The organism is Streptomyces sp. R-74717 (assembly GCF_047305335.1).
Classification (GTDB): Bacteria; Actinomycetota; Actinomycetes; order Streptomycetales; family Streptomycetaceae; genus Streptomyces; species Streptomyces atratus.
In genome coordinates this window covers 7,971,414-7,994,342 of sequence record NZ_CP102361.1, presented here as the reverse complement: position 1 = coordinate 7,994,342, position 22,929 = coordinate 7,971,414, and the positions used below count along the sequence as shown (strand labels likewise).

The window sequence follows — 22,929 nt, the reverse complement described above, 5'->3', positions numbered from 1 at the left end:
TTTCCGGCACTGTGCCGGCCGATGGGCCTACGTCGTTGCGGGCTCGCGGGGACGCTCCACCCGGGCCACTGCGTGCTCGACGACCGCCACCAGTACGTCCCGTGCGGAGGAGCGGTCGCGTGCGTCGCACATGAGCACCGGCACCTCCGGGTCGAGGTCCAGAGCCGCCTGCACCGTCTCGGTGGGGAACTTGTCGGCTCCCTCGAAGCAGTTGACGGCGACAGTGAACGGAATCGCACGGCGCTCGAAGTAGTCGACCGCCGCGAAGCAGTCCTCCAGCCGCCGGGTGTCCGCGAGCACGACCGCTCCCAGCGCGCCCTGGGCGAGTTCGTCCCACAGGAACCAGAAACGGTCCTGACCCGGGGTGCCGAAGAGGTACAGCACAAGGTCCTCGCGGAGTGTGATCCGGCCGAAGTCCATGGCTACGGTGGTAGTGGTCTTCGCCTCCACGCCCGCCAGGTCGTCCACCGGGCGGCCCGCCTCGCTGAGTCTCTCCTCCGTACGCAGCGGCCTGATCTCGCTGACCGCGCCGACCAGAGTCGTCTTGCCCACCCCGAAGCCGCCCGCAACCAGGATTTTCAGGGTAACGGGCTCAACGGGCCGTCTGTTGCGGCTAGAGCGCCCGAAGGCCATTGATCACCTCGCGAAGAATGTTCACGTCCGGCAGCTCGGCCGGCGGAACGGGACGGGTTACGTGCACCAGCTCGTCCTCGACGAGGTCACCGACCAGTACCCGGACCACCCCGACGGGGAGATCCAGGCCGGCCGCGAGTTCGGCGATCGACTGGGGCATGTCACTGCAGAGTTCGACGATCTCCACATGTTCCGGGGAGAGCGTCTGGTTCCGGCCGGGATCGTCGGCCGCGGGTTCCGGGACGACGATCGCGATCAGGTCGAGCCGATGACGGGAGGCGCTGCTGGTACGGCCCCGGGTCATCGCGTACGGACGGACCACAGGGCCCGCTTCGGCGTCGTACCAGCGCGATGCCTGCGGGTCCGTGGGCCTTGCCGGAGATCTGGAGGAATCAGCGCTCATGCCGTCCACTCACCCCCCGGCGGTCGGACCGGTCGTCCGGGGAGCGTTGGCCAGGTGGACGCCGACGCGCTTGACCATCAGCGTCATCTCGTAAGCCACTTGACCGACGTCGGAGTCGGCGTCGGCCAGCACGGCGAGACAACTGCCGTCACCGGCCGCCGTGACGAAGAGGAACGCCTCGTCGAGTTCGACGACGGTCTGGCGGACCCGGCCCGCGTCGAAATGGCGTCCCACGCCCTTGGCGAGGCTGTGGAATCCGGAAGCGACGGCCGCCAGATGTTCGCTGTCCTCGCGGGTCAGGTCCTTGGACGTGCCGGTGGCGAGGCCGTCGCTGGAGAGCACCAGCGCCTTGTGGATGCTGGCGACGCGGTCGACGAGTTCGTCGAGCAGCCAGTTGAGCTGGCCTGAGTCCTGGCGTGCGGCGTTGGGTGCTGCGGCGTTCGGTGCGGTCATCGGCCGTCCCCTCCCGGAGTGGATCCTTGTGCTGTTTCGCCGGGACCGGTCACGTCCTCGGCGTTCTGCCGACGGCCGCGCTGCCAGCCGCGTTGGAGCGAAGCCATGCGGCTGCGTACCTCGTCCGCATCCCGCTCGAAGTCCTGAGACGGTTCCGTTACGGCCGGCTCGGCATCGCGGCCGCCGGAGGCTTCGCGAAGCTGCGGGGCGAGGCTGGCCTGCCGGATGCGCCTGGGCAGACCACCCACGGTCTCCCGGGCCGCGCTCGGCGCTGTCGGAGGCACGGGCTCAGGAGGTGTGGCCGGCTCGGCGGGTTTCCGGAAGCCGGTGGGCCGCCGGGGTTCGGTGGGGTGCCGCGGCTCGGTGGGTCTGCCGGTGTCGACGACGGAGGGCCACGGGGCGGCGGCCGACGGTCTGATCCCGGCGCCGGTGGTGGGACTGCCGGTTTCGGCCGGTCCGGGTGAGGAGTCGTGCTCGGCGGTTGTGGGGTGGGCGCGGCCCGCCTCGTCGACCCGGCGTCCGTTGTCGGCGACCAGGGTCGGCGGTTTGCGGCGGGGCAGCGGCACCGGGCCGCCGGGGCGCATCGCCCGTACATCGGCCGCGGACTCCCCTGCCCGGTCGGACGCCTGCTGGTGCTGTTCGCGGTCACCGTCGCGCCGGGGGTCGCGGGCGCGGAAGATGCCGCCGCGTTCACTCTCGGTGTCGTGGATGTCGGAAGCACCGCCCAGCAGAGGGTCGATCAGCGGATCGAGTACGGGGTCGTTCTCGAAGCCCAGCGCTCCGACGGGTCCCTCCAGCTCGACGGGCCCGTCCAGGAGGGCCGGGTCCACGAGGCCGGTGGGGACGGGGGCGAGGCCGGAGGGCCTGCCGGTGGCGCGGCGGTCCGGCACGCCGTCCCTGCGGCCCTTGTCGCTGCCCGGTCCTTGGCCGGCTGCCCTCCCGCCGCTGCCGATCGCCTTCTCGGACCGGCGGTCGAGGCGGAAGCCGGTGCCGTGCGTCTCCGGGGCGTCGGTGAGCAGCGCCGCCGGGATGAAGACGACGGCGGTCGTGCCACCGTAGGGAGAGGTCTGCAGCGAGACACGGACGTTCTGCCGCTGGGCGAGGCGGCTGACCACGAAGAGACCGAGCCGGTCGGTGTCGGAAAGTTCGAACTCGGGGGTCTCGGCGAGTCTCAGGTTGGCGTCGAGGAGGACGTCGGGAGCCATGCCGAGACCGCGGTCGTGGATTTCGAGCGTGAAGCCGTTGGTGACGCGTTCACCGTGCACCTGGACCGCGGTGTGCGGCGGCGAGAACACGGTGGCGTTCTCCAGGAGTTCGGCGATCAGATGGGTGAGGTCGGCGACGGCGGGGCCGCCGAGACCGATGCGGGGCAGTCGGCGGACCTCGATCCGCTCGTAGTCCTCGACCTCGGCGACCGCTGCCCGTACCACGTCCATCAGCTGGATCGGCTTGCGCCACTGACGGGACGGTGCGGCACCGGAGAGGATCACCAGGCCCTCGGCATGGCGCCGCATGCGGGTGGTCAGGTGGTCGAGGCGGAAGAGGTCCGCGAGTTCATCGGTGTTCTCGGTGCGGCGCTCCATGGTGTCCAGGAGCGTCAACTGCCGGTGCAACAGGACCTGGTTGCGGCGGGCGAGATTGACGAAGACCTCGGAGACCCCGCGGCGCATGTCCGCCTGTTTGACCGCGGCTTCGACGGCGGCCCGTTGCAGGGTGTTGAGGGCCTGGCCGACCTGGCCGATCTCGTCCCGTTCGTACTGGAGGTGCGGTGCCTCGGTCTCGACATCGACCTGTTCACCTGCGGCGAGCCGGCGCATCACGCTCGGCAGCCGTACGCCGGAGACCTCATGGGCGTCCTTCCGGAGCCGGGAGAGGTCACGGATGAGCTCGCGGCCGATGCGTACGGAGACGAACACCGAGGCGAGCAGGGCGAGGAATCCGAGGACACCCGCGACCCCGGCCTTGATCAGGACGCTGTAGCCGGCGGGCTTGCCGCGGTCCTGGAAACGGTTGTTCATCTCGGTGGAGTCGTTGGCGAGCCGGTCCAGGACCGGCGGGGCCACTTCCTGCCACCGCTCGGCGTCGACCGCTCGCGGGTCCTGGGAGGGACCGCCGCTGATGAGCGTGTTCTCCGCGGCCCTCAGCGCTTCGCTGTCCGGGCTCGACCAGTACTGCGCCACGCGTTGGCGCTCCGACGAGGGAAGCATCTCGCCATTTATCTCGTAGAGCAGCTTGCGATTGGCGACGAGGTCGGAGATCTGGCGCAGTTCGGACGCGGTGAGCCGTCCGGCGATGAGTGACGAGGCAACCAGAGCGTCTTCGCGGGAGAGCATTTCGCGGGCGCGTGAGATGCCCACGAGCGCGCGGACCTGCTTGTCCATCGACACGTTCTCCATCGTGCGGAGGCCGGTCAAAAAGCGGTAGCAGGGGTCTATGAGACGGTCGTAGAACTCCATCGCCTTGAGGCGGTCGATGGTGCGTTTCTCGACCGAATCGCGGAGTGCGCCAAGGCCCTCGACCGTGCCGAGGACCGCGTTCAGCTGTGATTCGTCCTCGGGCCGCAGTGCATCGCGGATGTCCTTCTGCCTTGCGCTGTCCCTGACATCCGCCACGACACGGTCGGTGGCTGCTCGTTGGCGCTCCAGCAGGGGCAGAGCGTTGGAGGCCCTGGGGTCGGCAAGGAAGACAAGGGTCTGACGGCGCTCGTCCTGAATGGCACGGACTGCGCCCTCCAGAGGATGACCGACCTTCTCCACGATGGTGCTCGCGCTCAACAGGTGGCCGGCCTCGCGCCCTGTCAGGAAAGTGGCGAAACCCCAGAGTCCGGTGAGGGAGACGAGCGGCACCAGCAGCAACGCCACGATCTTCCTGCGGATGGACTTCCCGCGAAAGCGCATGGCCTCCTCCAGCCCGGCCCGACGGGGCGGTGGTCGTGTTCCGTCAACAAACGGCGCGAGCCTACTACCGACAGAGAGACAACTCGAAGGGATGTCCGGACGATTTTCAGCCGCACTCCCCGGTGTTGATCACGAGTTTTCCCGGTATTCCGGGCAATGAAATTCGCGAAAGCGGCAGAAGAGACCTGTCAGAGCATCACACTGTTCGGCAGGGCAGTTGGCTGGAATTCTTCGTTCGGTGACGGGTCGAGGGAATCTTCACAGCTGGTCACTCGTCTCTCTGTACGGGTCAGGGGGAACACGGGGAGCGCCCAGGGCAGGACGGCCCGGTCCGCCCGCGTAGAAACGGCGCATGCCGGGCAGCAACCCTGAAGTCGGACAGCGGTGGGGAGTTGAGAGTCCTTGGATACGGAAGAGCGTCGGAGTGCGGTGTCGTCGGCACCGGCTGCGACGGCGGTCTCGGCGGCGACAGGCGGGGCGAAGATCCCGTGCCAGCAGCACCGGCAGCTCTGGGTGGAAGAGCCTGCGATACGGCGGCGGATGCCGGACCCGGTCCGTAGGGCTGCCGTGCGTGCCGTGCTCATCATGTCGCTGACGGTCATCCAGGCCATGGTGGCGTTCCTGTGCACGCTGGCGGGGTCCTGGCTTGCCTTTCCGATGGTGCTGAGCAGTGTGGGCAGCACGGTGGTTACGACCTGGTCGGTGCTGGATGTCTGGGTCACCCGGCAGGTCTGGAATCAGCGCAACGGCGTGGTGTCCGTGCCGAGCAGTTCGGCGCGGCAGTTGCGCCGTGAGCGGCGCAGAGCCCGGCGGGCGGCGCGGACCGCGCAGCGGGACGATGCGCGGATACGCCGCCGGGGCGCGGGCAGCCTCTCGCGGGCCTGAGCGCTGCCTGCCCTGCCCCATGGATCGAGCAGGGCTCTCGCGGCTTGTGGCCGCGGTGTCTCCCTGCTCGCCGTTCCTGCTCGCCGTCCTTACTCGTCGGACGGGCCCTGAGCGGGAACCCGGGCGGTGTCGGGCGGTGTCGTGGCGCGCTTGAACATGCGGGTGGCGGTGATCTCGCCGTGCACGGTCTCGCCGTTCGGGTCCTGCTGAGGCAGCCCGGGGCGAAGGTGCTCCTCCACGCTGATGTACTTCAGCCCGGCCCGCAGGTCCGCGTCATTGCGCAACCGGATGACCAGCGGGAATTCGGCAAGCGCCGTGGTGTCGAAGAGTCCGGTCGTGTAGAGCAGTTGTACGCCGAGGGCGTCCGACACCGCTCGCTGGAGCTCCAGCAGATAGGTGGCGTTGGCCCGGCCGATGGGATTGTCCAGGAACAGCGTGCCCGCGTGCCGGTGCTGGTGCCGGTCGCGGCCCCGGTCGTTGCTGCGCAGTGCAGCCATCGTGCAGTACAGGGCGATGGCGGCGGTGAGCAGCTGACCGCCGGAGAAGACGTCGCCCATCTGCCCGACCGGGACGCGTTCGGCACGGAGCACCGCGTCCGGCTTGAGAATCTCCACGGCGATGCCCTTGGGCTCCAGCGCCGCCTGCACACCGCGCAGCAGGAGGGACATGCCGTCCCTGCGCAGATCGGAGTTCTTCTTCAGAGCGGCGCGGGTGGCCTCGTCGATGACCTCGCCGAGGCGCTCGGTGAGCGTCGCCTGATCGGGTTCCTCGAAACGGATCCGGAGGAACTCCTGGCCTGACCACTCCCCCAGTCCTTCGGGGAGCTGGGAGAGCCGCTGGGCGGAGCGGAGGGTGGTGAGCGCGGACTCCACGAGGCCGCGGAGCCGGTCGACGATGGAGTCGCGGTTGCGCTCCAACTGGGCCAGCTCGTCGGTGAGGACACGGAGCCGGGGTGCGAAGGCGGCGGCCCACTTCTCGGCGTGCTCGGGCAGCGCCGCGGCCGGCAGTTCGCGGATCTGCTGGCGGGCGGGGGTGCGGACCTGTTCGTAGCGGGTGGAGTTGGCGTGCCGTACGAGGACGTCGCTCGCTTCCCGTACGGCGCTCTCCGCTGCGGACAGGTCGGCGGCGCAGCCGCGCAGTGAGCGGCGGGCCTCTGCGGCGGACTGCCGGGCCTCGTCGAGGCTGCCCGGGTACGGCTCGGGGGCCTCCGTGTCGTCGTCCGCGCCGTGGTCCCTGAGGAGATCGCGCAGAAGTGCCGCGGTCTCGTCGAAGCCGCCTGCGGAGTCCTCGGCGGTGCGGTGTGCGCGCAGCAGCTCGGCGTGGGCGGCGCGGGCGGTGTCCAGGGTTGCGGTGGCGGAGGCCAGTTCGGCCGTGGCGGTACGCAGGAGGGCCTGGGCCTGCTCGGCGTCGGCGGGGACCAGCTCGTCGGGGAGTTCGGTGTGATGGGTCTCGCCGTCGACCGGGGCCAGGCGCTCGGCCTCTCCCCGCAGCCGGCCCAGCTGCTCGCTCGCGGTGGAAGCCCTGGTTTCCAGGAGCTGAACCAAGGATTCGGCGCGGGCGGCGGCCGCCTGCCTGGAGGGGCCGTCGGCGCCGTCGGTGCCTTCGAGGAGCTGGGCGGCCCGGGTGCGGACCTTGTTGGTGAGCCGGTCCAGCTCGGCGAGGGCGGCGCTCTCGTCGCTCTCCGCGCGGGCCTGTTCGGCGCGCAGGTCTGCGCCGACGCCCACCTTCTCGTACAGCTGGGATGCGGCTCGGTAGGCCTCCCGCAGCGCGGGAAGCGCGGGGCGTGGGGTGTCGCCCTCGGGCTCCGGGAGGTGCTCGGGGGCTCCTGCGATCTCGGCACGTTCGGCGCGCAGGGCGCGGGCGGTGCGGCGGGCGTCGTCGGCGGCGCGCTGAGCGGCCCTGCGGTCTTCGTCGGCGGCGCGAGCCCGCTCCAGGCAGACGGTGGCGCGGGCCTCGGACTCGGCTGCTTCGTCGATCAGTTCGCGCAATTTCGCCTGCCAGCCCGCGCGCTCGCGTAGCCGGTGGGCAAGGCCCGCGAGGGCGTCGGCGGCGCGGCGGGCGCGCTGGGCGGCCTCCTGGCGTTCATCGCGGACGCGGGCGGTATCCGCGGCGGCCTCGTCGGCCTCGGCGCGCACGGTACGGGCTTCGGCGAGTGCGGCCTCTGCCGCCTCGGCGGCCGAACGGGCGGTGCGGGCTGCTTCGGCGAGCTCGGCGAGCATGCCGGGCGGGCAGTCGGCGCGCCAGGAGCCGATGCGGGCAGCGAGGGAGCGGTCGGCGGTGAGGCGGGCCGCGAGGGTGCGGATGTCCTCGTCGCGGGCGGCGGCCCTGCTCCTGAGAGCATGCCGCTCCTCGTCGGCCGCGTGTTCGTCGTGCATCGCCGGGTTCGGCGGAACAAGGAACACCCCTTCCGTGCTCGCGGCCGAGCCCGTGCCGGCGGCCGGGACGGGGGCGAGCAGCGCGGCGGCGGTGCCTACAGCGACGGCGGAGCGCGGCAGAAGGGCGGCGCCGCTCAGGACGTCGCGGGCGCGGGCGTGCGAGTCGGGGTCGGTGATGACCACGCCGTCGACAAGTTCGGGACGGGCGGCGAGTACGGCCGCGTGGTCGGCGGGGTCGACGGCCTGGGCGAGGTATCGCCAGCCGGGAAGGGCGGGGATGCCGTGCTCGCCAAGGTATTCGACGGTGGCCAGGACATCTGGGCCGGGCGGCAGCAGTCCGCCGTCGCCGAGTGCGCCGAGGATGCGGGAGTCGTCGGCGGCCGCGGTGCGCAGTTCGAAGAGGCGGCGCTCGGCGGAGGCGATGCCCTGGTCGAGCAGCTCCCGCAGTTCGTCGGCGCTGCGGTCCAGCTCCTGGGCGGTGAGCGGCTGTTCGTGGGCGGCGGGCTGTTCGGCAGTGACGGTGTGCGTGGCGTGGGCGGCCCGGTCCGGCCGGCCGGTCTGGCCTTCCTGACCCGCCTGGCCCCGCCGGCCTGCCTGTTCCTGGTGGTCCGGACCGTGCGGGGCGTCCGGGTCCCTCTCCGCCCCGGCCGCTCCGCTGCGGGGCCGGGGTACGCCTGTGCCATGCGTGGCGGGCAGGCCAAGCAGGTCGGCCAGACGGTGGTCGGCGGCGATCGACTCGGCGGCCCTGAGCTCGGCCCCGTACGACTGATCCGCGGCCTGCGCGGCATCGGCGGCGCGCGCCGCGGCGAGTTCGGCGCGGCTCTCGGCGGCTGCGGCTTCCCTGGCCAGGTCGGCCGCCGAACGTGCGGCCTCCCTGGCGGTGTCCCATGCGGCGACGGCGGACTGCTCGGCGTCGCTCGCGGCGAGGGCGGCGCGCGCCGGGTCGGCGTCCGGCGCGGTGTTGTCGAGCCAGCCGGCCCGTACCGCTTCTGCTGTCTCCTGCTCGACCTCGGCAAGGCGCTGGCGCAGATGTCCGGCCTCGCTGCGGGCGCGCTGGGCCTCGGTGGCTGCGGTGGTGGCATCGCGGTGGGCGGTCTCGCCCGCCGTCTGGAGGGTGTCGGAGCGCTCCTCCTCCTCGTTGGCCAGGGTCTCGCCGGCCTCCGCCGCGGTGTGCAGGGCCCGTACGAGATCGGCGGCGGCCTTGGCACGGGCGGCGAGCGCAGGCGCGGCGTCGCGCTCCGCCTCGCGGATGGCCACGGCCACACGTGCGGAGCGGTCGGCGGCGGCGCGGTGTCGCAGTACGGCCTCGGCAGCCTGCCAGGCGGAGTGCAGGGTGCGGGCGTCGACCAGTTCGCGGCGCTGGGCGGCAGCGCCCTTCTCCGCCGCGGTCAGGGCCAGGGAGGCGTGCCGGTAGGCCAGTTCGGCCGCGATCAGGGCGCTGCGGCTGCGGGCCTCCTCTGCGGTGGTGACGGTGTGCGCGGCGCCCGTCACCTGTTGGGCGAGCTCGGCGGTCCGGCCGCGCTCCTGGCCGGCGCGGGCGGAGAGCCTGCGGGCGAGCGTACGGGTGCGGCGCTCGGCGCCCGCGTGGATGTCCCGGGTGCGGGACCGGGTACCGGCGGCCTCGACGATCCGGCCGAGCAGATCGACCGAGCCCGCGGTGAAGTCGCGCTCCGCGGTCAGCTCGGCTCGGCGGCCGAGCTTGTTGCCGAAGCCGCTCACCAGGTCGGCGAGCCCGTCCGTGTCACGGGTGTCCGTGACGGCGCGGAGGAGGAGGTCGGTGAAGTCGGAATCCTTCTTGACCGCGAAGAGGCCGGCCGCCTCACCCTCGTCGGCGTTCATCTCGCGCTGGTAGCGGAAGAGTTCGGGGTCGAGACCGAGGTCACCGAGGTGCTCGTTCCAGCGGTCGTGGATCTCTTCCCAGTGCACATCGAGGTGCTGGTAGAACTTGCCCGCCTCGGTCAGGGCGTCGCGGAAGCCCTTCATCGTGCGCCGACGGCCCTGCGCGCCGGAGACGCCTTCGACGGGGCGGTGGACGGAGGTGGCCTCGGCGACCGGCAGGGAGTCCAGGCTGAGGCCAGGCCCGGGGCGGAAGGAGTACCAGGCCTCGGCGAACTTGCGCGGGTCGTTGGAGACCTGCCGTCCACGCCACTCGCTGACCTTGCCGACGACGACGCACTCGCCGGTGAGGGTGTGCTGCCACTCCAGGGCGACATGCCCGCAGTCGTCGGCGAGCAGAAACTTGCGCAGTACGCCGGAGCTGGCGCCGCCGAGGGTGTTGCGGTGGCCGGGCAGCATCACCGAGAAGATCAGTTTCAGCAGCACCGACTTGCCGCCGCCGTTCTCCAGGAAGAGCACACCGGCAGGGGCGGGGCGGCGCGGCGGGCCGACCGGCTCCTCCTCGAAGAACTCCGCTTGTGCCGGGGCGGGGTTGGGCACGGGCTCGCCCACTCCACGCAGGTCAAGCACGGTGTCGGCATAGCGCGCACCGGCAGGCCCGATGGAGTAGAGGCGGACCCGGGACAGCTCGTACATGGCGGCGGACTCTCGTCGTTCAGACAGCGGGGGGAGACGGCGGTGGTGGGGCGGGCCGGTCAGGCGTGGAAGGGCAGACCGGCGTCGGCGACCAGCTCCAGGCCGTCGGGGTCGGGCGGCGGCAGCAGCGTCGCCGTTCCGTCGGTCACCGGTACGACTCCGAGTTCGAGCAGTTCGGCCATGGCGGCGTTGCCGGCCATGTCGCGGACCTGGAGCTGGTAGCGGGCGGTGGTACGGAAGGCGCCTCCGGCGTCGTCCCCGGTGCGCTGGAGGAAGCCGGAGTCGGTGAGGAAGGCGACGGCCTTGCCGACGATGCCGGTGGTGGAGCCGGCCAGCCTTCGGGCGTCCTTCGTGGCTCCGGTGGAGCTGCGCCGGGCGTAGATCCGCCAGGCCGCCTCCAGCCCGGGGGCGTCGGTGGCCGGGTCGGTGTTGTCGCCGTGCTCCTCGGCGCGCTCCTCCAGGCGGTGGCACGCCTGGCGTACGAACGAGTCGACGCCATTGACGGTGATCCGGCCGATGTACGCGTCGTCGGCGAGATCCTCGGGGCGGGGGAAGGCCATCGCGGCGACGGCGAGGTGCGCGAGCCCATGCAGGAAGCGGTCGGCGGAGTCGGACGAGGCGCGGCGGGCGTAGTCGCCCATGCGGACGGCGAAGACCGAGTCCTCACCGGCGGTCACGGCCATACCGGCGCGGGTGGACACTTCCAGGACGACCAGGCCGAGTCCGGTCGCCACCGCGTCGGCGAGCCGGGCGAAAGCGGGCTCCTCCCGGTAGCGGCGGAGCAGTTCGGCGTACTCGGCGTCGCGTGCGGGCAGCAGTTTGGGCTGCAGCCCGAAGGCGACGAGCCGGGCGGCGTCCGCTGCGTCGGCCGGGGTGACGGGTGCGGTGGCGACTGTGGGCCCTGCCGGGTCGGCGGGCGTCGGGCTCTCGGTCGGGTACGGGGCGGTCGGCTCGCTCCACGCGTCGGCGTGCTGTGCGCGGTGGTCGCTCACGACTGTCGCTCCTCAATGCGGAAATTCTTCGGTACGGGGTGGACGGCTCCGGTTCTCGCGGCATCCGTCCTGGGCGGCGCGGTCCTGCCCGCGCGCACCGCGTGGGCGCGGGCACGTCGGCGACGTCCATGGCCGACGTGCGCCGGCCGGGTCGGCGAGGCGTGTGCCTCACGGGGCGCGCCGCTCATGACGCCTCCGAGCGGTCCGCGGCCATTCCGGCCGCGTCCAGCAGGGCCGTACCCACTATCAGGTCCGCACCGCCGAACTCCGGGTCGTGGAGCTGTGTCCCGTCGTCGACGGAGAACAACAGGCGCTGCTCGCCCTGCCGGTAGGCGGTGCCGACCGGCGGACTCGCGGCGTGCACCGCAAGCAGAGCGACCAGGTAGGGCAGTTCGGGATCGCGGCGCCGGGCCTCCGCGAGGAGTCCGGAGAGCCGGCGCGGGGCGTCGTGCTCCAGATCGAGGAGTTCCATGGCGCTCGCGAGTTGCTCCTCGCTGAACCTGCTGTCGTCCGGAGTGGCGATCAGATCGGGTTCGGGCATTTCGGCGCCCAGGTGTTCCCGCTCCAGGGGCGGGGTCAGCAGCATGTCGACGAGATCGCCCACCCGCACCGAGGTGGGGGTGCGCAACCCGGTGCCTTGGGCGAAGAACGCGTCCGTGACGCGGATGGCCTGTTCGACGGGGAGCGGCAGCAGCGGGGCGACCAGCTGACCGTAGAGATCGAGGCCTGTGCGGGCCGTGGGGGTGGCGAAGGCCTGCCGGTCCTGTTCGGCGCGGAAGAGCGGTCCGGCTTCCAGCAGGCGGGACTGCAACTGGGTGTGGCGGCGGATGCAGTCCTTGACGATGTCGACGAGCTCGGCGGCGCGCCGCTTGTGCTCGGGCTCCTCGGCCTCGTCACGCGCCTTGCGGATGTTGGTGAGGATCGCGTTCTCGTGACGGTAGCGGTCGGCGACGTGATCGAGTGCTTCGGCGATCATGTCGGGTACCGCGTTGAGCCAGTCGACGGCCCGGACGTTGCGCCGGGTGGCCTCCAGCGTCTTGCGGAGGGTCTCCGCGTACTGCACGGTGCGGTAGCGGGCCTGCTCGGCGGCGAGCTGTGCGTCCGCCAGGCGGCCCCGGCTGATGAGGACCTCCAGCTTCACCTCGGCGGCGATCTGGGCGCTGGTGACGTCCGTGTCGAGGGCGCCGACCAGGACATTGACCGCCTCGTCGGTGGCCCGGAGATAGACGGTGCCGCCGTATCCCGGGACCTCTTCGATCAGCTTGAAGTCGTAATCGCGGCGAACATACACCCCATCAGGGCCGAAAGTACCGTACACCGCACGGAATCCGCGGTCGACGCTGCCGACATTGATCAGGTTCTCCAGCACCCAGCGGGCGACCCGCTCGTGCTCGGCGGCCGGGCGGCGCGGGGCCTGCGCGGCGACGCGGGGAAGCAGCCTGGTCACTATCTGGTCGTGATCGGCACCCGTGTCGAAGTCCATGTTGAGGGTGACGTGGTCGATCGCGGCGAGTGCGACCTCGGCCATCGTGTAGACGGTGTACTCGCCGGCCAGATTCGCCTTGCGCACATCGAGGTCGTGCAGTGGCGCCGTGCAGGCGAGCGCGCGCAGCCGCCGCGAGAGCCCCTCGTCGGCGGCCGGGCCCGGGGCAGGCCGCGGCCCCGCGCTGAGCTGGGGCGCAGCGTTGTCCGTGTAGGCAGGCGAAGTCACGCTGCACAGATTAGGTCCTCACACTGACAACGGTCGAAACGGCGCAGAAGCGACCCCTTGCCCGGAGCCGGCCGGCGCCGACTTCACAGCCGTTCCCCGGTGCGTTGCGGACGCTTGTCCCGGCCCGGCTCCGGGGTTCCGTAGCCCCCGCCGCCCGGTGTGCGGAGCACGAGTACGTCCCCCCGCTCCAGCTCGGCCGTGTCACAGCCGCGCAGTGGTGTGACCGTCCCGCCGTCGGAGCGCTCGATGTGCTGCTCACCCAGCGCGCCGGGTTCACCGCCCGCCATGCCGTACGGCCGGACCCGGCGGTGGCCGGAGAGCAGCGCCAGGGTCACGGGTTCGAGGAAGCGGATTCGCCGCTCCACACCGCAGCCGCCGTGCCAACGCCCCGTACCCCCGCTGCCGTCCCGTACCCGGAAACTCTCCAGCAGCACGGGGTAGCGCCATTCGAGGACTTCGGGGTCGGTGAGGCGGGAGTTGGTCATATGGGTCTGTACGGCGTCGGCGCCGTCGAAGCCGTCGCCCGCGCCCGATCCGCTCGCCACGGTCTCGTAGTACTGGACCCGTTCGTTGCCGAAGGTGAGGTTGTTCATGGTGCCCGAACCCTCGGCCTGGATGCCGAGCGCCGCGTACAGAGCACCGGTGACGGCCTGGGACGTCTCCACGTTTCCCGCGACGGTGGCCGCCGGATAAACGGGGGCCAGCATGGAGCCCTGCGGAATTCTGACCTCCAGGGGCTTGAGGCAGCCGCTGTTGAGCGGGATGTCGTCGGGGACCAGGGTCCGGAAGACGTACAGGACAGCCGCCATCACCACGGATTTCGGCGCGTTGAAGTTACCCGGCTGCTGCGGTGAGGTGCCGGTGAAGTCGACGACTGCGCTGCGGGTGGCCTTGTCCACGGTGAGGGCGACCTCGATGACCGCGCCGTTGTCGGTCTCGTAGCGGTAGGCACCGTCGTGCAGTTCGGCGATGATCCGGCGGACGGACTCCTCGGCGTTGTCCTGTACGTGCCCCATGTACGCGGCGACGGCCGCGGTCCCGAACTGTTCGGCCATGCGCCGGAGTTCGGCGATGCCCTTCTCATTGGCGGCGATCTGGGCGCGCAGATCGGCGAGGTTGGTGTCCGGGTCGCGGGAGGGGTACGCGGCGGTGGTGAGCAGTTCGCGCGTCTCGGCCTCGCGGAGTCTGCCGTCCCGTACCAGCAGCCAGTTGTCGAACAGCACTCCTTCCTCGTGGATGGTGCGGCTGAAGGCGGGCATGGAGCCGGGGGTGATGCCGCCGATCTCGGCGTGGTGTCCACGTGAGGCAACAAGGAAGCGCAGCTCCGGCTTCTCACCACCGGTCTCGTCGAACACGGGTGTCACCACGGTCACATCGGGCAGATGTGTGCCGCCGTGGTACGGGTCGTTGATGGCGTACACATCGCCTGGCCGCATCGCGCCACCGTTGCGCCGCAGCACCTCCTTGATGGACTCGCCCATCGAACCGAGGTGCACGGGAATGTGCGGGGCATTGGCGATCAGATTCCCGTCCGAGTCGAAGAGGGCGCAGGAGAAGTCGAGCCGCTCCTTGATGTTGACGGAGTGAGCCGTGTTCTCCAGGCGCACACCCATCTGTTCGGCGATCGACATGAAGAGGTTGTTGAAGACCTCCAGCATGACGGGGTCGACCCGGGTACCGACGGCCGTGCGGTCCGGGCGCGGGCGGACCCTGGTGAGCAGCAGATGGCCGGTGCCGGCGAGAGCGGCCTGCCAGCCCGGGTCGACGACAGTGGTGGCATCCGCCTCTGCGATCACGGCAGGGCCGGTCACGGTGTCGGCAGGGCGCAGTTCCTCGCGCCGGTGGAGCGGGGTGTCCTGCCATCGGCCGTCGGCGAACATCCTTACGGTGTCATGCGGTTGAGGTTCTGCGCTCTCGCGGGGTGCGCGGTCGGCCGGGCGCGGTTCGTGCTGTCCCGCCGTTCCGATCGCCTCGACCGACACCGCCTCGACGACCAGGGGTTTGTCCATGGTGAACGCGTAGCGTGCGCGGTGCTCCGCGGTGAACGCCTCGGCCATGGCGGGTGCGCTGTCCAGGCCGACGGGCAGGCTCGAGTCCGTACCGGCGTAGCGCAGGAACACGCGGGCGTGCGTGCTGATCGCGCTGTCGGGGATGGCGTCGGCGCGCAGTTCGGCGCGGGTGCGGGCGGCGAGTTCGTCGCAGAGTTCGCCCACCGCGGTACGGGTCGCCTCACTCAGTTCCGCCTCGACGGACTGTTCGCGCATCGCGGTGGCATCGGCGAGACCGATGCCGTACGCGGAGAGCACACCGGCCAGGGGCGGTACGAGGACCGTGTCGATGCCCAGGGCGTCGGCAACGGCGCAGACGTGCTGGCCTCCGGCACCGCCGAAGCCGGTCAGGGCGTAGCGGGTGATGTCGTGTCCGCGCTGCACGGAGATCTTCTTGACCGCGTTCGCCATGTTGAGCACGGCGATCTCCAGGAACCCGGCGGCGACCTCGGCCGCCGTACGCCGCGTTCCGGTGGCGCGCGCCACGTCCTCGGCGAGCGCGTCGAAGCGTTCGCGGACGAGGTCCGCGTCGAGTGGAAGGCTGCCGTCCGGTCCGAAGACGGCCGGGAAGTGCGCGGGCTGGACCCGGCCGAGCATCACATTGGCGTCGGTGACGGTCAGCGGCCCGCCGCGGCGGTAGCAGGCCGGGCCGGGGATCGCGCCCGCCGATTCGGGGCCGACGCGGTAGCGGTGGCCGTCGAAGTGCAGGACGGAGCCGCCGCCGGCGGCGACGGTGTGGATGTTCATCATGGGGGCGCGCATCCGCACACCGGCCACCTGAGTGCCCAGTTCGCGCTCGAACTCGCCCGCGTAGTGCGACACATCGGTCGAGGTGCCGCCCATGTCGAAGCCGATGACCCGGTCGAATCCTGCCTGTCCGGACGTACGGGCCATGCCGACCACACCACCGGCGGGGCCGGAGAGCACCGCGTCCTTGCCCCGGAAGTGGGAGGCTTCGCGCAGCCCGCCGTTGGACTGCATGAACATCAGCCGGATGCCGTCGAGTTCGCGGGCGACCTCGTCTACGTACCGGCGCAGGATCGGCGAGAGATAGGCGTCGACGACGGTGGTGTCGCCGCGTGGTACGAGCTTGATCAGCGGGCTCACCTCGTGCGAGCAGCTCACCTGGGTGAAGCCTGCCTCGCGGGCTGCGGCGGCCACGGCGCTCTCGTGTCCGGGGTGGCGGTAGCCGTGCATCAGGACGACCGCCGCGCTGCGCAGTCCGTCGGCCCGGGCCGCCTTCAGTCGCCCGGCCACCGCGTCCCGGTCGAGCGGTGTGACGACCCGGCCGTGGGCGTCGATCCGCTCGGGGACCTCGATCACCCGCTCGTACACGGCCTCGGGCAGCAGGATGCGGCGGTCGAAGAGTCTCGGCCGGTTCTGGTACGCGATGCGCAGCGCGTCGCGGAAGCCTTCCGTGATGACCAGGACGGTCGGCTCGCCGCGCCGCTCCAGCAGGGCGTTGGTGGCGACCGTCGTGCCGATCTTCACCGTGCCGACCCGGTCGGCGGGGACCGGGTCGGTGGGTCCGAGGCCCAGCAGCCCCCGGATTCCTGCCACGGCGGCGTCGCGGTAGCGGTCCGGGTCGTGGGAGAGCAGCTTGCGGGTGACCAGGTGCCCGTCGGGATCCCGGCCCACGACATCGGTGAACGTCCCGCCACGGTCGATCCAGAACTCCCAGCGTCCGGTCATCCCTCCATACTGACGCGCGGCACGGGCAACGGCCCTGACGGCACGGCCGGCTCCCCGGCAGCCGGCGCACCGATCGGTGCCACGGCGGCCAGCGCGCTCCGCAGCGCCGCCTCGGCCCGCCGGTCCAGCCGCCGGCCGGTGCCGCACACCCGGTGCCATGCCTCCGCTCCGGCCAGACACAGCAGCTGGGGCAGCAGATCGGTGCTTCTGCGCGCCAGCCATCCGGTGCCGGCGGTGGCCAGCCAGAGCCAGGTGTCGGCGAGGCCCGGGGGCGGCTGTTCGGATTCGAGCCCCGGCGGGGCTCCGAGGGCCAGGCCACGGGCGGCCAGCAGCTCGTGGAAGCCGGCCGCGACCGCCCGGTGACCGCGTTCGGCCGGGTGGAGCCGGTCGGCGCTCCACAGGGAGCGGTCGCGGACCCAGGCCCGGTCCGCCATGTGCAGATGAACGGCGTCGTAGCGTTCGGACAGTGCGTGCACGACGGCGTTCACCGCGGCCTGGCGCCGGGCGAGCGGCCTGCCCAGGGGCGCGGGGAGCCCGAGCACGGCGCCGGGGTCGGGCAGACAGGCGGTCAGGAGTACGGCTCCGCTCTCCGTCAGGAGCGCGCAGACCTCGTCGAGACGCCGCGCGAGGAGCCGGATATCGAACGTGCGGCGCAGGGTGTCGTTGACGCCGACGACGATGGACGCGAGGTGGGGCCGGAAGGCGGCCGCCGCCGCGGCCTGCCGGTCCAGGACGTCGCCGGACTGCGCACCGCTGACGGCGAAGTTTCGGAATTCCACGCCCCGCCGGCCGTCCGCGAGACCTTCGGCGAGCAGTGCGGCCCAGCCCCGCCGGCCACCGGGGACGGGGTCGCCGACGCCTTCGGTGAACGAGTCCCCGAGCGCGGCGAACCGTACCGGGGAGAAGCTCGACGCAGTGCAAGCGTGCGGTCCCGGGTCGCCTGACGGCACCGACGCCCCCTTCATGTCCGTACCCCCGGAATCCCGCCCCGGTCCGGCACGTCGTGCGCGGCCAGGAACGCGGCCACCGAGCGGTCCCAGCCGAAGAGCTCGGCCCGTTGCCTCGCCTCGGCGCGACGCCGCTCCTGCGGGCGCCCGAGCAGCTCCCGTACCGCGGCGGCGAACGCCTCACCCGTGTCCGCGGCAGCCACTCCGGCACCGCCGATCACCTCCGGCAGCGCGGAACTCGCGCTCGTCACCACAGGGGTACCGCAGGCCAGTGCTTCCAGGGCCGACAGGCCGAACGTCTCGGCGGGTCCGGGCGCCAGGCAGATGTCGGCCGCCGCCTGCAGATCCGCCAGAGTCTCCCGGTCCCGCACATGGCCCAGGAATTCGACCGGCAGCCGCTGCGCCCGAGCTCTGCTCTCCAGGCCCGCGCGCAGTGGCCCGTCGCCCGCGACGACCAGCGCCGCGCGCACCCCGCGACGCCGCAGCTCGGCAATCGTCTCCAGGGCCCGGCCGGGGCGTTTCTCGACCGAGAGCCGCGAGCACAGCAGAAGCAGCACGTCCCGGCCGTGCAGGTGCCGGTCGCGCAGCACCGTACTGCGCCGGTGGGGACGGCAGCGTCGCAGGTCCACGCCGAGCGGGGCGCGCACCACATTGCGGGCGCCGATGCGCAGGAACTCGCGCTCCGCCCATTGCGTGGTGCACACGATCCGGGTGTATGCGTGGGCGCTGCGCGCGTTGAGACGGTCGGCCGTCATCCCGGCCGCGCCGGCCGGGACGCCCCAGGTGCGCAGCACCCCCTCGGCCGTCTCATGGGAGACCATCACGGCGGGCACCCTGGCGCGGCGCGCCCACTCCCCCGTCCATCGCAGCGTGGTCCGGTCGGAGACCTCGAGACGGCCGGGCCGCAGCGTTTCCAGGAGGCGGCGGAGGCCGCGCCGGCCTGCCAGTACGCGGTAGCCTCCGCTGCCCGGCAGGACCGGCCCGGGGAGCGTGATCACCCTCCCCTGCTCCGTACGCTCGTCGCTCCGTGTGTCGCCGGGCACGATGAGCACCGGCTCGTGCCCGGCCGCGAGATAGCCGCGGCCGAGTTCGTCAAGGGCGGTGCGCAGTCCGCCCGATGACGGGGTGATGAAGTTCGCCAGCCGGACGATGACCGTCCGCCGTTCGCGGCCGGTCATGCCGCTCTACCTTCCTTCTGGGATCGCCCCAGCCATTCGTAGGGTTGTGGCACCCAGGGGAGCCGGGTGTGGCTTTCATGCCGCTGCCGTCCGTGGCTTTGGTGGCTTGGCCGCCCGGCTCCCCACGACGACTCGGCCGCCGATTGGGAAGTGCGAGAAAGTCGCTGTGTAGAGCAATGCCGGCGAGGTCGTCCGTGGTGCGAACTGCAAGAGCGAACGACTGGAGCACGATGAGCCGGATATGGGCGGGGATCGACTGCGGCAAGACGCACCACCACTGCGTGGTGGTGGATACGGAAGGCGACCGGCTGCTGTCGCGGCGCGTGGCCAACGACGAGATGGAGCTCCTCCAGCTCCTGGGCGATGTCCTCGCTCTCGCCGACGGAGAGCAGGCCACCTGGGCCGTGGACATGACCGGCGGTGAGCCCGGCCTGCTGATCGCGCTCCTGGTCAACCACAGCCAGGAACTTCTCTACATCCCCGGACGCGTCGTCAACCGGGCAACCGACGGCTACCGGGGCGAAGGCAAGACGGACGCCCGGGATGCCCGAGTGATCGCGGACCAGGCACGCATGCGCAGGGACCTGCAGCCTGTCCGCCCCGGCGACGAGGCAGTGATCGAACTGAAGCTGCTGACCAGCTACCGCAGCGACCTGGTCGCCGACCGCACCCGGACGGTCAACCGTCTCCGCTCCACGCTGACCAGCATGTTTCCCGCGCTCGAGCGCGCCCTGGACGTCACCAACGTCGGTCCGCTCGTGCTCCTGACGGGCTACCAGACTCCAGCCGCCCTCCGGCGCGTCGGTGCCAAGCGGCTGACGACCTGGCTGCACAACCGCAAGGTCCAGGGCGCCCAGAGGCTGGCCGAGGCAGCCGTGGAGGCTGCCGGGCGGCAGCACACCGCCGTCGTCGGCGAGAAGGCGATCGCCAAGATGGTCCACACCCTCGCGAAGGAGGTGATGGCCCTCAACGAGAAGGTCAGCGAAACCGACAGGCTCATCGAGGGCCGGTTTCGCGAACACGAACTCGCCGAAGTGATCGAAAGCGTGCCCGGCATCGGGACCGTGCTCGGCGCTGAGCTTCTCGTCGGCATCGGCGGCGATCTCGAAGGGTTCCCCACCGCGGAACGCCTGGCGGCCTTCGCCGGCCTCGCCCCCGCGCCCCGCGACTCCGGAAAGAGCAGCGGCAATCTGCACCGGCCGCAGCGATACCACCGACGACTTCAACGGGTCTTCTACACGTCCGCGCTCATCAGCATTCAGCGAGATCCCAACTCCCGCCGGTTCTACGACCGCAAGAGAGCCGAGGGGAAGCGACACACACAAGCAGTCCTCGCCCTCGCACGCCGCCGCGTCAACGTCATCTGGGCGCTCATCCGTGACCGACGGTGCTACCAGGTGGCACCACCAGTCACCCTTGCCGCTTGACATCAGCATTGGGAAGCCACCGCCGTCCGGTCGCGCAGCACCTCGTCGTAGTAATCCAGGAGTTGATCACCCACGGCCTGCCACGTCCGGCCCTCGACCGTGGCCCGGCCGGTGGCGCCGTAGGCCGCCGCGAGCGCGGGGTCCGCGGCGAGTGCGCCGACTGCCGCCGCCACGGCACCCGCGTCGAGCGGCGGGACCAGCAGCCCGGTCCGCCCGTGGTCGACGAGGTCGAGCGGTCCGCCCGCCGCCGGGGCGATCACGGGTACCCCGGAGGCCATGGCCTCCTGCACCGTCTGGCAGAACGTCTCGTACGGTCCTGTGTGCACGAACACGTCCAGCGAGGCGAAGAACCGGGCGAGGTCGTCCCCGGTTCTCCGGCCGAGGAAGACCGCGCCGGGCAGGGCGGTCCGCAGCGACGCAGCACTGGGTCCGTCCCCGACGACCACGACCCGGACCCCGGGTGTCGCACAGGCCCCGGCAAGGAGTTCGACGTGTTTCTCCGGGGCGAGCCGTCCGACGTACCCGACGATCCGCTCCCCGCCGGGGGCGAGACGGCGGCGCAGTGCCTCGTCCCGCAGTCCGGGCCGAAACCGTGCGGTGTCGACGCCACGTGGCCACAGCCGTACCCGGGGCACACCGTGTTCGGTGAGGTCGCGGACGGCGGCGGTGGACGGGGCGAGCGTGCGGTCGGCGGCGCTGTGCACGGCGCGCATCCGGCGCCAGGCGGTGTTCTCGCCGGTGCCGAGATACGTGCGTGCGTAGCCGGCCAGGTCGGTCTGGTAGACGGCCACGGTCGGCAGCCCGAGCCTGGTCGCGGCTGCCATGCCCCGTACGCCGAGCACGAACGGTCCGGCCAGATGGACGAGTTCGGCGCGGTGCGCGGTGAGGGCGGCCGTCAGCCGCCGACTCGGAAGTGCCACCCGGACCTGGGGATAGCCGGGCAGGGGAAGTGAGGGGACCCGCACCACGGGGCATGGTGCGTCGGCCTCGAAGGCGTCGGAGAGCTCCGAACGGGATGTGGTCGTCGCGCCGGCCGTGGCCGGGGCGACGACGAGCGGTTCGTGGCCGCGGCCGGCGAGATGCCGGGCCGTCTGCAGGGCGCAGTGGGCCACACCGTTGACATCGGGCGGGAAGGATTCGGTGACGATGACGACACGCATACCCGTGTTGTCGCCACGCCGGAGGTGTCCGGGCCGACTTGGATCTTTCCGCCCGGGGAACGTCCCATGAGCGTTTGAGCCGAGCACGCCCCCGACGCGCTGCTCGCTCGTTCGCGCCGCGCGCCCCCCCGACGCGCGCCGCTGTGCGTACTCCGGTCAGACCGCGGGGGTGTCGGGCCCGATCCTGCTGCGTACCGCTGTCTGCACCTCGGCCTCCTCGGCCGGGTCCGCGGCGAGTCGGCGCAGTCGCTCGGCGACCCTGATGTCGCCGGTCTCGGCGTGGAGTGCGGCAACCTCGCGGGTGGTCTCCTCGCAGTCCCACAGGCATTCGACGGCGAATCCGGTGGCGAAGGAGGGGTCGGTTGCGGCCAGTGCGCGGGCCGCTCGGCCGCGCAGGTGCGAGGAGGACGTCTCCCGGTAGACATGGCGCAGCACGGGGGCCGCACAGGCGATGCCCAGCCTGCCCGCGCCGTCGACGAGGGTCCACAGGCGTGGGGCGTCCGGGCCTTCGCCCCGCACGGCCTCCCGGAGTGCTCCGAGGACCAGCGAGGCGTCCTGGGCGCCGCCCCGGCAGGCGAGCACACCGGCCGCGGAGGCGCCGAGCGCGTCGGGCCGTCGGGCCCAGCGCCTGGCGCGCTCCACCGCCGCGTCGCCGCACATCCGCTCGAAGGCGGCGACGGCCGCGTCGGCGACGGTGCGCGAGACGCCGACCGCGGCGATCTCGATCAGGTCGAGCACGGCAGGATCCCTGGCCTCGGCCAGATAGTGCAGGGCGGCGCAGCGTGCGCCTTCCGGGCCGCTGCGGGCGGCCTCGATGATCGTGGACCGGTCCTCGGGTCCGGCGACGGCGGTGAGACAGCGGGCGGCCGGGACATGGAGGACGCTGCCGCGTTCGAGTCCCTGCTGGGCCCAGTCGAGGACTGCCTGGACGCTCCAGCCGGGGCGGGGGCCGCCGGGCCGCATCTGCCGCTGCCAGCGGTCGAAGGAGCCCTGTTCGGAGGCGGCCCTGACCCTGGCGCCGACCTCTTCGCGCGGGTCGTCCGCCCAGAGCCGCCAGGGGCGGGGTTCGAAGGCGTCCCGTACGGCGACGGCCAGCTCGGCTGCGCCCTCCTCGGTGGCCGGGAACCGGCCGAGCACGGGTACGGCGAGGGCGCGGAGCCCCGCGTCGTCGTCACGCAGGGCGAGCTCGTCGAGGGCCCAGGCCCAGTTGGCTCCGGTCGCGGCGTACCGCCGCAGCAGGGCCAGCGCGTCGTCCCGTCCGTACGAGGCGAGGTGGCCGAGCACGGCGAGGGCCAGCCCGGTGCGTGAGTCGTCGGTGTCGAGGTGGTCGTCGGGATCGCACAGATGGCGCTCGATCTCTTCGATACCGCCGTCGAGGTCGAGGTACAGGCGTGCGTAGTAGAGCGAGCGGTTCTCCACCTGCCAGTCGTGACGCGGATCGCTCAGGACGCAGTGGTTGAGAGCCGCCAGGGCCTCGGGGCGTGGTGCGGCGAGCGCGTGGAGCGTGCCGTCGCCACGGCCCCTCTGCAGCAGGCCGAGCAGGGTGCCGCTCGGCGCTATGAACGGATCAAACATGGAAAAAGCCTCACATCAAGC

General features: G+C 71.9%; 14 protein-coding genes. 2 read left to right on the top strand and 12 right to left on the bottom strand.

Annotation, left to right across the window (positions count from 1 at the left end):
- Positions 1–27: 27 nt before the first annotated feature.
- Genes NRF20_RS36705 through NRF20_RS36690 form a run of 4 tightly spaced genes read right to left on the bottom strand, consistent with a single transcriptional unit; the run spans position 28 to position 4,386 of the window.
- On the bottom strand, positions 28–633 hold the full coding sequence (locus NRF20_RS36705) for a GTP-binding protein (protein WP_382950322.1): 606 nt from the start codon (positions 631–633) through the stop codon (positions 28–30).
- Positions 614–1,036, bottom strand: a complete 423-nt coding sequence (locus tag NRF20_RS36700; RefSeq protein ID WP_114248879.1) for a DUF742 domain-containing protein — start codon at positions 1,034–1,036, stop codon at positions 614–616. Before NRF20_RS36700 ends, NRF20_RS36705 begins: the two co-directional genes overlap by 20 nt.
- Before the next feature lie 9 nt (positions 1,037–1,045).
- A complete protein-coding gene (locus tag NRF20_RS36695) occupies positions 1,046–1,489 on the bottom strand; it encodes a roadblock/LC7 domain-containing protein (protein ID WP_398633833.1) in 444 nt (147 codons plus the stop codon).
- Complete coding sequence (locus tag NRF20_RS36690) at positions 1,486–4,386, bottom strand: nitrate- and nitrite sensing domain-containing protein (protein WP_398633834.1); 2,901 nt, start codon at positions 4,384–4,386, stop codon at positions 1,486–1,488. Before NRF20_RS36690 ends, NRF20_RS36695 begins: the two co-directional genes overlap by 4 nt.
- 402 nt (positions 4,387–4,788) lie before the next feature.
- Between NRF20_RS36690 and NRF20_RS36685 the strand changes: the two genes are divergently transcribed.
- On the top strand, positions 4,789–5,271 hold the full coding sequence (locus NRF20_RS36685) for a hypothetical protein (protein WP_398633835.1): 483 nt from the start codon (positions 4,789–4,791) through the stop codon (positions 5,269–5,271).
- An 89-nt stretch (positions 5,272–5,360) separates the two neighbouring features.
- Here NRF20_RS36685 and NRF20_RS36680 read toward each other — a convergent pair whose 3' ends face one another.
- The 6 genes from NRF20_RS36680 to NRF20_RS36655 form a co-directional block, all read right to left on the bottom strand.
- Positions 5,361–10,178, bottom strand: a complete 4,818-nt coding sequence (locus NRF20_RS36680; protein WP_413753963.1) for a hypothetical protein — start codon at positions 10,176–10,178, stop codon at positions 5,361–5,363.
- Between the two features lie 59 nt (positions 10,179–10,237).
- Complete coding sequence (locus NRF20_RS36675; protein ID WP_413753962.1) at positions 10,238–11,170, bottom strand: hypothetical protein; 933 nt, start codon at positions 11,168–11,170, stop codon at positions 10,238–10,240.
- Positions 11,171–11,354: 184 nt separating this feature from the next.
- Complete coding sequence (locus NRF20_RS36670; protein WP_398633838.1) at positions 11,355–12,881, bottom strand: hypothetical protein; 1,527 nt, start codon at positions 12,879–12,881, stop codon at positions 11,355–11,357.
- Positions 12,882–12,964: 83 nt separating this feature from the next.
- The gene (locus tag NRF20_RS36665) at positions 12,965–16,621 is read right to left on the bottom strand and encodes a hydantoinase B/oxoprolinase family protein (RefSeq protein ID WP_398633839.1); all 3,657 of its coding nucleotides are present in this window, start codon (positions 16,619–16,621) and stop codon (positions 12,965–12,967) included.
- On the bottom strand, positions 16,618–17,571 hold the full coding sequence (locus NRF20_RS36660; RefSeq protein WP_398633840.1) for an SGNH/GDSL hydrolase family protein: 954 nt from the start codon (positions 17,569–17,571) through the stop codon (positions 16,618–16,620). Before NRF20_RS36660 ends, NRF20_RS36665 begins: the two co-directional genes overlap by 4 nt.
- 11 nt (positions 17,572–17,582) lie before the next feature.
- Positions 17,583–18,746 (bottom strand): glycosyltransferase, encoded by a 1,164-nt coding sequence (locus NRF20_RS36655; RefSeq protein WP_398633841.1) that lies wholly within the window; start codon positions 18,744–18,746, stop codon positions 17,583–17,585.
- A 230-nt stretch (positions 18,747–18,976) separates the two neighbouring features.
- Here NRF20_RS36655 and NRF20_RS36650 point away from each other — a divergent pair, with 230 nt between their 5' ends.
- On the top strand, positions 18,977–20,173 hold the full coding sequence (locus NRF20_RS36650; RefSeq protein WP_413754645.1) for an IS110 family transposase: 1,197 nt from the start codon (positions 18,977–18,979) through the stop codon (positions 20,171–20,173).
- A 2-nt stretch (positions 20,174–20,175) separates the two neighbouring features.
- On the opposite strand, the gene NRF20_RS36645 is transcribed toward NRF20_RS36650, so the two are convergent.
- Both NRF20_RS36645 and NRF20_RS36640 read right to left on the bottom strand, forming a co-directional pair.
- Entirely contained in the window at positions 20,176–21,333 is a 1,158-nt protein-coding gene (locus tag NRF20_RS36645; RefSeq protein ID WP_413753961.1) for a glycosyltransferase family 4 protein, read from the bottom strand.
- Between the two features lie 156 nt (positions 21,334–21,489).
- The gene (locus NRF20_RS36640) at positions 21,490–22,908 is read right to left on the bottom strand and encodes a HEAT repeat domain-containing protein (protein ID WP_413753960.1); all 1,419 of its coding nucleotides are present in this window, start codon (positions 22,906–22,908) and stop codon (positions 21,490–21,492) included.
- Positions 22,909–22,929 lie beyond the last annotated feature (21 nt).